The sequence below is a fragment of the Hydrogenimonas sp. genome, assembly GCF_029932565.1.
Classification (GTDB): domain Bacteria; phylum Campylobacterota; class Campylobacteria; order Campylobacterales; family Hydrogenimonadaceae; genus Hydrogenimonas.
The window spans coordinates 24,916-33,639 of record NZ_JAOZPV010000010.1; the positions used below are offsets into that span (position 1 = coordinate 24,916).

The 8,724-nt window shown below is 52.2% G+C and carries 11 protein-coding genes; 8 read left to right on the forward strand and 3 right to left on the reverse strand.

The window, feature by feature from the left end; translation table 11 throughout:
- Window positions 1–9: 9 nt before the first annotated feature.
- Genes Q1K24_RS02640 through thiS form a run of 6 tightly spaced genes read left to right on the forward strand, consistent with a single transcriptional unit; the run spans window position 10 to window position 5,907 of the window.
- A complete protein-coding gene (locus tag Q1K24_RS02640) occupies window positions 10–1,758 on the forward strand; it encodes a molybdopterin-dependent oxidoreductase (RefSeq protein WP_300365539.1) in 1,749 nt (582 codons plus the stop codon).
- The gene (locus tag Q1K24_RS02645; RefSeq protein ID WP_300365541.1) at window positions 1,755–2,936 is read left to right on the forward strand and encodes an aspartate aminotransferase family protein; all 1,182 of its coding nucleotides are present in this window, start codon (window positions 1,755–1,757) and stop codon (window positions 2,934–2,936) included. The genes Q1K24_RS02640 and Q1K24_RS02645 overlap by 4 nt, the downstream gene beginning before the upstream one ends.
- Window positions 2,902–4,119, forward strand: a complete 1,218-nt coding sequence (locus Q1K24_RS02650; RefSeq protein ID WP_300365544.1) for a TolC family protein — start codon at window positions 2,902–2,904, stop codon at window positions 4,117–4,119. Before Q1K24_RS02645 ends, Q1K24_RS02650 begins: the two co-directional genes overlap by 35 nt.
- The gene (locus Q1K24_RS02655; RefSeq protein WP_300365547.1) at window positions 4,103–5,104 is read left to right on the forward strand and encodes an SAM-dependent methyltransferase; all 1,002 of its coding nucleotides are present in this window, start codon (window positions 4,103–4,105) and stop codon (window positions 5,102–5,104) included. The genes Q1K24_RS02650 and Q1K24_RS02655 overlap by 17 nt, the downstream gene beginning before the upstream one ends.
- Before the next feature lie 9 nt (window positions 5,105–5,113).
- Window positions 5,114–5,710, forward strand: coding sequence for an ankyrin repeat domain-containing protein (locus Q1K24_RS02660; RefSeq protein WP_300365550.1), 597 nt, complete (start codon window positions 5,114–5,116; stop codon window positions 5,708–5,710).
- Window positions 5,707–5,907, forward strand: a complete 201-nt coding sequence (gene thiS / locus Q1K24_RS02665) for a sulfur carrier protein ThiS (protein WP_300365553.1) — start codon at window positions 5,707–5,709, stop codon at window positions 5,905–5,907. Before Q1K24_RS02660 ends, thiS begins: the two co-directional genes overlap by 4 nt.
- Here the strand turns inward: thiS and acpS are convergent.
- Together acpS and fliL are read right to left on the reverse strand one after the other, a co-directional pair.
- Window positions 5,884–6,252: a holo-ACP synthase gene (gene acpS / locus Q1K24_RS02670; protein ID WP_300365555.1), complete on the reverse strand. Its 369-nt coding sequence runs from the start codon at window positions 6,250–6,252 to the stop codon at window positions 5,884–5,886. The two genes, thiS and acpS, sit on opposite strands and share 24 nt — an antisense overlap.
- Complete coding sequence (gene fliL / locus Q1K24_RS02675; protein WP_300365558.1) at window positions 6,249–6,782, reverse strand: flagellar basal body-associated protein FliL; 534 nt, start codon at window positions 6,780–6,782, stop codon at window positions 6,249–6,251. Before fliL ends, acpS begins: the two co-directional genes overlap by 4 nt.
- A gap of 140 nt (window positions 6,783–6,922) precedes the next feature.
- On the opposite strand from fliL, the gene Q1K24_RS02680 reads away from it, so the two are divergent.
- Window positions 6,923–7,729 (forward strand): ABC transporter permease, encoded by an 807-nt coding sequence (locus Q1K24_RS02680; RefSeq protein WP_300365561.1) that lies wholly within the window; start codon window positions 6,923–6,925, stop codon window positions 7,727–7,729.
- A gap of 62 nt (window positions 7,730–7,791) precedes the next feature.
- On the opposite strand, the gene Q1K24_RS02685 is transcribed toward Q1K24_RS02680, so the two are convergent.
- On the reverse strand, window positions 7,792–8,070 hold the full coding sequence (locus Q1K24_RS02685) for a hypothetical protein (RefSeq protein ID WP_300365564.1): 279 nt from the start codon (window positions 8,068–8,070) through the stop codon (window positions 7,792–7,794).
- 72 nt (window positions 8,071–8,142) lie between these two features.
- On the opposite strand from Q1K24_RS02685, the gene Q1K24_RS02690 reads away from it, so the two are divergent.
- A complete protein-coding gene (locus tag Q1K24_RS02690) occupies window positions 8,143–8,697 on the forward strand; it encodes a CDP-alcohol phosphatidyltransferase family protein (protein ID WP_300365567.1) in 555 nt (184 codons plus the stop codon).
- The last annotated feature ends 27 nt before the right edge of the window (window positions 8,698–8,724 follow it).

Sequence of the window (8,724 nt, forward strand, 5' to 3'; positions counted from 1 at the left end):
GTAGATGTGATGAAACTGACTGCATGTCCTCTCGATTGTTACGATGCATGTAGCGTGGTTGTCGATCCGGAGAGCCTGAAGATGGCGGGTGCACCGTCGCATCCTTTCACACAGGGTGCCCTCTGTTCCCACCTCAATCGCCATTACAGAGAGGCCGAACGGATCAGAAGTCCCCGTGTCGACGGCAGAGAGGTATCGATGGAAGAGGCACTCGAAGCCGTCGCTAATGCGATCGAAACGGCGGGAGAGGATTTTCTGCTCTACCGTGGCAGCGGCAATGTGGGATTCATGCAGCAGATCACCGAGGAGTTCGTGGCGGCGTATGGCGGTTGGACGACCGACGGATCGCTCTGCGACGGGGCCGGGCAGGCGGGCGTCGAAGAGGGGCGCGGTATTTCGCTGATGCTGCCGCCCGAATCGATTGCCGAGGCGGAAGCGGTCATCGTCTGGGGGCGCAACGTGTCCGTCACGGATCCCCATATGATGGAGCTGCTCAAAGAGAAAACGCTGATCGTCGTCGATCCCGTTCGGACGAAAATCGCGAAAATGGCGGACCTTCACATGCAGATCCGTCCGCGCAGCGACTTCCATCTGGCGGTGCTTCTTTCGCGCTTCATGTTCATGGAGGATATGGACGATGCCGATTTCATGGAAGAGCGGTGTGAAGATGCCGACTGGTATTTCGATTTTCTGCGTTCGTTTCGGGTGGTAGAGTGTCTTGACAGGTGCGATATCGTGCTCGACGATCTTGGAGACATGCTCTACCAGATGCTGAACAAAAAGTGCGTTTTCCTGGTTGGAACGGGTGTGCAGAAGTACTCCATCGGCGATCAGGTGCTGCAGGCCATCGACGGGCTTGCCGCCGTCATGGGATTTTTCGGCAAACCGGGCTGCGGGGTCAGCTTCCTCGCCGATTCGATGGCGGGGTTCGACAACCCGGTCCGACAATCGCCCAAAAAGGTGGCCAGGCCGGTCGCGCCGTTTGGACGCTTCAAAACGGTTCTTGTGCAGGGAGCCAACCCGTTGGCACAGATGCCGGGTCTCAACAAGGTCGAGGAGGAGATGGAACATGCAGATCATCTGATCTATTTCGGCCTCTACGAAAACGAGACGAGCGCCAGGGCGCATATCGTGCTGCCGGCCAAAGATTTTCTGGAAAAAGAGGACCTCCGTCTCAGTTATGGCCACCCCTATGTGCAGCCGATGCCGAAGGTAAAAGAGGCGGAGTTCGGCATCAGCGAATACGAGCTGACGCAGTTTCTCTTCGACCGTTTCGGCTGCGACGGTCTGAAAGAGGAGAAAGAGTACATTCAGACAATGCTCGATCAGTGCATCCGGGAGGGTGAATGGCTCAAGTCACCCGCTTACGAAAACCATCCTTACGAAACGGCATTCGAAACCGACAGCGGAAATTTCGAATTTCTCGAAGAGTTCGAAGATGATTTCGACGACGAAGAGGGCGAACTCTGGCTGCTCACTCCCAAGAGCCCTCATTCGCTCAACAGCCAGTTCCGACGCGAGAATCATGTCCGGCTCCATCCGTGCCACGGTTTCGCGGAAGATGAAAAGGTCCGTATCGTATCGGAACACGGATCGGTCGAACTGCCGGTGAAAACAAGTGATGATATCCGTGAAGATTCCGTACTCATCTATGCCGGAACACCCGGTGTCAACTACCTGACGCCGCCGATGATGAGCCTAATGGGGAAAAGCGCCTGTTACCAGGAAGTAAAAGTGACTTTGGAGAAGATACAATGACTTTGCAAGAGATGGACCTGACCTATGTGCTGCCGACCTATGCACGCAACTATGTGCATTTCGTCCGCGGGGAAAATTCGATGCTCTTCGATGAAGAGGGAAATGATTACGTCGATTTCGGGAGCGGAATCGCTGTATGCAGTGTGGGGCATGGCAATCCGCGACTTGCAGAGGCAATCTGCGATCAGGCGAAAAGACTCATCCACACCTCGAACCTCTACCTGATCGAGCCGCAGGCGAGGCTGGCGAAACGGCTGGCGGAACTGAGCGGTTACGACATACAGACCTTTTTCGCCAACAGCGGAGCGGAGGCGAACGAAGGTGCCATCAAGATCGCACGCCGCTACGGCGAAGTGGAAGGGGAGGTGAAAAGGTACAAGATCATCACGCTCGAGCACTCCTTCCACGGACGCACCATCACGGCACTCAAGGCGACGGGACAGGAGGCGATGCATACCTATTTCGGCCCCTTTCCGGACGGTTTCGTCTATGCCAGGGATATCGCCAACATCTACGATCTCATCGACGACCATACCGTCGCCGTCATGATCGAACTGGTGCAGGGCGAAGGCGGCGTGCAGCCGATGGACAGAGATGAGGTGCAGCAATTGGCCGAAGAGCTGAAGAGACGCGACATCCTGCTCATTGTCGACGAAGTGCAGACGGGCATCTACCGGACGGGCGAACTGCTCGCGAGCAATCTCTACGGGATCACGCCCGATATCATCACACTGGCCAAGGGGCTGGGCGGCGGCGTGCCGATCGGAGCGATCATGACGACGCACAAAGGGATTCTCAAAGCGGGGGATCACGGCAGCACCTTCGGCGGCAATTTTCTCTCGACCCGTGCGGCGCTGGAAGTCCTCGATATCCTGGAAGGGCACAAAGATAGCGGGGAGCTCGATCATATGCTGCTGCTGTTTGAAGAACGACTCAAACGATTCGTGACGGAGTATCCCGATCTTTTCGAAAAAGAGGTTGGGACAGGGTTTATGCGCGGTCTTCGTGTCAGAGAGGGTAAAGATGCCGGCGATATCATCAAAGCCGCATTCGAGCAGCGCCTTGTGGTCTTGAAAGCGGGGAAAAACACGGTCAGGTTCCTTCCTGTACTGACCATCACGAAAGAGGAGATGGAGCTTGGATTTGCACGGTTCAAAGCTGCGTTGGATACTCTGTAGCGTCCTGGCGTTTTCGCTGCTTCAGGCGGGAGATGTGGACGAACTTCTTTCCGCACTGAAACGCGAAAGCCTGGAGCTGCAGCACAGGAAAAATGTCGCCGACAGCGGCGAGCTCGAATTCAGCTGGATCAACCCGGTCACGCTTCAGTATATCGACAGCCGGAACGAACAGTTCGATACGACGCAGAAACGGCGGGAGTTCGCCATCGTCGTCGATCAGCCGATTTTCAAGAGCGGCGGCATCTGGTATGCCGTGAAATACGCGAACGCCACGCGCCATGTAGGGGATCTCTCCATCGAAACGCAGCGGAGGCAGCTCATCAAGCAGGTGGTCGCCACGCTCTTCAACTTTAAAAAAAACGAGTACCAGATCCGGAAGCAGCAGCTGCTGATCGAAAACGACCGGCTCGACATCGAGCGCAAAAAAGAGCAGTACCTTAGCGGCGATCTCGACAGCGGATTTCTGGACCAGGCGATTCTGAAGAAAAATCAGGATACGCTGAATCTCTACGTTCTGCAGGACACCAAGGCACAGCTGCACAAGCAGTTCAACGATCTCAGCGATGCCGATCCCGTTACGATCAAACTGCCCCATTTCACGCTGATGGACAAAGAGACTTTTCTGAAAAACCATATCGACCTGGTGCGTCAGAAGGAGGAGATCGTCCAGAAAGACTACTTCAATACGATGACATGGGCCCGATACATGCCGACGCTTTCGGTGCAGGCCAGTTATGTGAAGCCCTACGAAAACAACTATTTCTTCAGCGGCGGCAACATCTACGACTTGACCGACGACTACTATACATACGGCTTCCGGGTTTCGATGCCCCTCGACATCAAATCCTACTATACGATCGAATCGACGAAAGTGGACTATCTGAATGCCAGAGTGATGCTGAACGACAAAAAGCGGGAAGCCGACAACGCCTATATCGCGACGCTCAAACGCCTGGATGTACTCGACCGCATGATCGAACTCTCCAAAGAGGACGAGACGCTCTACGACAGCCTCGTAGCGAGTACCAGAGAGAAGGTCGAGGCAGGTGAAATGACGGTATACGATCTCGAAACGATGGAAAACTCGAAACGGATCCGTCAGCTCGACCAGAAGATTTTCGCACTCGACAAGCAGCTCGTACTGCTCGAACTTTACGAGAAGAGTTATGAAACCGTTCAGTGAGTATATGAACGAGTGGCTTTACGGCCCGGAAGGCTATTATGCCAATTTCAAAGCGATCGGAAAAGAGGGGGACTTCTACACGGCTGTGAGCACCAGCCGCTTTTTCGGCGCGACCATCGCCCATTACATGATATCGTTGATGCGGGAGGGGAAACTCTCGCCCAAAACGATGCTGATCGAAGTCGGTGCGCACCAGGGCTACCTGCTGGGCGATATGATCGAGTGGATCGCCCAGGAGGCACCGGAACTGCTCGAAACGATGCATTTCGGCATCGTCGAACGCTTTCCCTCCCTGCAGCGCGTGCAGACGGAATATTTTCGCACCCGGTTCGGCGATGCCGTGGCACTGCATCACTATATCGATCCCAGAGAGGTCGGCGCGAACGAGGCGTTCGTCGTGGCCAACGAAATTTTCGACGCTTTTCCGTGCGATCTTGTCTACAAGGGAAAAACTGCCCTTGTCGACGAGGATCACGCCATCTATTTCGAAGGGGACGACAAGCAGGCTCTGGCGATCGCTGAACGGTATGGGCAGGAGAAGGGGGAGGTCGCACGGGGATACGAGGCGTTTGCCGCGTCACTCTGGGAAGCGGCCGACAAAATGGTTTTCACGGCGTTCGATTACGGGGAAAAAGAGATACGAAACGATTTTTCGATCCGTATCTACAAAGGGCACGAAGTGTTTCCGCTCTTCGAAGAGGGATTGGATCTGCAATCGCTCTTCGGAAAGAGCGATATCACCTACGATGTCAACTTTTCCCATGTTGTCGATGCATTTGAAACGGCCGGATTCCGGACGGCTGCCTACAAGACGCAACTGCGTGCGTTGACGGAATATGGATTGCCCGATCTACTGGAGCAGCTGGCGAAACTCGGCAATCAGAATCTCTATCTGCGCGAACTGAACAAGGTCAAAACCTTAATCGATCCACAAATGATGGGAGAACGTTTCAAACTGGTTGAGTTTCACAAGAGTATCGGTTAGAATATAGCCATGAAAAAGATAATATTTATCTTAACGGTTGTTTTTTCCATTATATCGTCTGCCGACAGCGTGAACGGGTGGCAACCCCTGCACGAGGCGGTCTATCGGGGCGATATGAACAGAGCGACAGATCTCGTGGAGAGGTCGGCATGCGATATCGATGCCCAGTCGAAAGCGGGCATCTCTCCGCTGCATATCGCCGTCAAAACCAGAAACCTTCCGATGGTCGAATATCTGCTCGATCATGGTGCCGACGTCGATATCCAGGACAATAACGGCTATACACCATTGCTTTACGCGATCGGTCAGCACCGATTGAAAATCGTGCGGTCGCTGATTCTGCACGATGCCGATATCAATCTCGCAAACGGTGCCGGTATCACGCCCCTTCAGCAGGCTGCATTCAGCAACGATTTCGCGATCGTCGACTTTCTGCTGATGAACGGGGCCGATCCGGAACTGTTGAACGCCAATGGTGTCAATGCCTGTGAACTGGCATATATCAAGGGAAATTTTTCGATGGCGAACCATCTGTCTTCCTATACGAAAGGGGTCTGTGGACGCTATGCCGATGAATTGAATGCTACAGAAGGGGAGAACCGATGAGAGTTATCGTCAACGGAGAAGAGAAACAGTTTGAAGATGGTATCACACTGGCCAAACTTATCGAAGAGTTGGGAATCGCCGAAAAAGTGATGGCAGCGGCGGTCAATATGGAGGTGGTAAAAAAAGATCAATGGGACCGTTTCGTTCCAAAAGAGGGTGACAAGATCGAACTGCTACACTTTGTCGGGGGTGGCTGAAAACTCGATGGCAGCTACGGCAATGGCGAAACCGCCGTCGTGAGCGATGGAGAGAGATGTCGAAAGAATGTCGAACTCTTTAACGAGTTTTTCCGAAAGATGAAAAGAGGGTGCACCCTTTGCATTTTTTCTGATCGTAATATCTTTGAATCCGACCTGCTGACCGATACCGGTTCCCAATGCTTTGGCTATCGCCTCTTTCGCTGCCCAGAATCCGGCGGCTGTCTGTACTTTCTGAACGAGAGCGATCTCCTCGTCACTCAGATAACGCTGTAGAAATTTTTCTCCATGTTTCTCTATCGATTGTTCGATGCGATCGATGACGACGATATCGACACCGATCATTGAATGACGAATTCCGTAAAGTAGATGTGGCGGATTTCGCCATCGTCGAGATGCCTGTTGATCTGGGCGATAATTTCATCCTTCAGCTTCTCTTTTCCTTTGGCGGTCGTGATCTCTTCGACAGTTTTGGATGAGAGAATGGAGATAACGACGTCACGTACGAGGGGCGTTTTTTTGTCGAGTTCCGGTGTCAGCTCTTCACTGTCCTCTTCCAGATTCATTTTTACGACCAGAAATCTTCGTCCATTTTCGCTCATCAGGTTGACTGTAAATTTGTCCAGTGGATACATCGGACCCACCCCGGCATCTTCACTGCGATGCGATCGCTTCCTCTCGACTTTTTCCTGTTTGACGACCGTTGCATCTTCCGCTTCGTCACCTGAGAGCATCAGGTAGGCGACGACACCTCCGATCGCAAGAACCAGTACAAGCAGAACAACGATCAAAATCAATACGATCTTGCTTCCGCCGGACTCTTTCGATGCGGAACCTTCGTTCTCCTGGGACTCTTCTTTTTCTTCTTCGGCCATTCTTTCTCCTTGGCATGATAACGTCGATAACTTTGGAATACTATCGTCTTTAATGGTTTCGAGTTAAGCAATTATACGCCAATTCAGGGCGTATTGGTATGAATTTGGTTAAAATATCTTCAAAAAGCTGAAAGTTTCTCATGGCAGTAGGAATAGTTGAAAATTTTTTTGGATGGATTGGCAGACCCTTTCTGCAGTTGTATAGGAGTATCTCCGATTTCGGTCGATTTGTGGAATTCCAGATTGGCCTGATACCGCTCTATTTCAAACCTCCGTATCGGATTCGGGAATTTTTTCTACAGGTTGACGGCATCGGTATCGGGACGTTGGGGGTCATTCTGCTCACGGCACTCTTCACCGGCATGGTCGAGGCGATCCAGCTCTACCATGGCTTCCACCGGTTCAATGCGGAAAACTTTATGGGGTATACGATATTTGTTTCGATTTCGAGGGAACTCGGGCCGGTTTTTGCTGCCTTGATGCTGACATCGCGGGCGATCAGTGCGATGGCGGCGGAACTGGGTACGATGCGGGTGACCGAACAGATCGACGCCATCGAAACATTGGCCGTCGATTCGAAAAAATATCTGATCATTCCCCGGATATTGGCGACGACGATTTCGCTTCCGCTGCTTGTCATAACGTTCGATTTCATCGGTAACATCAGCGCCTATCTCATATCGACCGAGGCATTGGGTGTCAACCCGGTCTCCTATCAGAATACGATTCAGCAGTATCTGGAGTTCGCCGATATCGGAACCGGCGTGTTGAAAGCGTTTGTTTTCGGATTTTTGATCAGTTCCATCGGAACCTATCTGGGGTATATCGCCAGGGGAGGGGCCCGGGGTGTCGGTCGGGCGACGACAGCCGCCGTCGTCTATTCGGCGATCACGATTTTCGCGGCCAACTACTTTCTTTCGTCGCTCTTCCTTTTCCTCGACTGGTAATGGGTTTATAGTCGATGGTCAATAGTCGATAGTTCATGGTGCTGCTCCGGCGTGCAGCGCCATTACTCACACCGGTCGATACCTAGTTCTCTGATCAGCGCGTCGAAAAAAGGACCGGCCTCTTTGTCGTAATCGTCGTGAAACTCGATAGAGATGAAGCCGCGTCCGTCGCCCTCGTCGACATTGCTGATCTCCACCTGGCACTCTTTCCGATAATGGAGCCTGTCGATGGCATCGAGAATTTTCTGCTTTTCTTCGTCATTTTTATAGAGAAGTTCGAGTTTTTCATACCGTTCCTCATGGGAATGGATGGCGGTAATAGCATCGAGAATGTCGGACATTTCACTCTTTCTTTCGGAAATTAAAGTTCTATCGATGTAGAATAGTGGCGTGATTATAACAAAAGGAAACCGATGCCTTTTATTTTCGATTCGAAATCGCATTTCAATCTCGCCAATCTTTTTACGATGGTCAACATCACATGCGGGCTTATCGCAACCTATCTCATCACGCAGGAGAACTTTTACTATGCCATCATCCTGGCATGGGTTGGCGGAGCCTTCGATATTTTCGACGGAAAAATCGCCAGAACATTCGATCTCTCCAACGAATTCGGCATCCAGCTCGACTCGTTCGCCGACTTCCTCTCGTTTGTATTGGTTCCGGTCTTTCTGATTTTTCAGGCGGTCTATACCCATCTGGAAGGTGGATGGTTCTACCTGGCTGGAATCGTGAGTATCTACTACGTCATCAGCGGCCTGCGTCGATTGATTCAGTTCAACATCAATGCCGAAGCGGGTGAAGTGGGGAAATTTTTCGTCGGTGTTCCGACCCCTCTTGGCGCGATACTGCTCTGGCTTGTCTATCTGGGTTATATCTACGACATCCTCCCGGGTGAATCGGTGACAATGTTCATGCTTATTATCGGATGGCTGTTGAATTCGAGAGTGAAAGTGCCGCATCCCTGAGTTTGGTTCTGTCCAAACTCACATCCA